The 392-nt window shown below is 65.1% G+C and carries 1 protein-coding gene; it reads left to right on the top strand.

What is annotated here, in order from left to right; translation table 11 throughout:
• A partial coding sequence (locus ACG02S_RS26230; RefSeq protein WP_394473442.1) for a DDE-type integrase/transposase/recombinase occupies positions 1-392 on the top strand: 392 nt, incomplete at both ends.

Genomic DNA, 392 nt, shown 5'->3' on the forward strand with positions numbered 1-392 from the left:
CTACCTGTTCGTGGCCATCGACCGGGCCACGCGCTGGGTGTTCCTGCGCGTGTATGCCGACCAGAGCGAGGCCAGCAGCGTGGACTTCTTGGAGCGGCTTCACGAGGCCGCGCCGATGAAGATCGCCAAGGTGCTCACCGACAACGGCAGCCAGTTCACCGACCGCTTCACGAGCAAGGCGCGTGAGCCTTCAGGCAAGCATCACTTCGACGTGCGCTGCAAGGCGCTGGGCATCGAGCACCGGCTGTGCCCGCCGCGCCATCCGCAGACCAACGGCCTGGTGGAGCGCTTCAATGGCCGCATCAGCGAGGTCGTGCAGCAGACCCGATTCAATTCGGGCGCCGAGTTGGAAGCCACGCTCACGGCGTACTGCAAGACCTACAACCACCACA

It is taken from the genome of Pelomonas dachongensis, assembly GCF_043555865.1.
In the GTDB taxonomy this organism is placed as follows: Bacteria; Pseudomonadota; Gammaproteobacteria; order Burkholderiales; family Burkholderiaceae_C; genus Pelomonas; species Pelomonas dachongensis.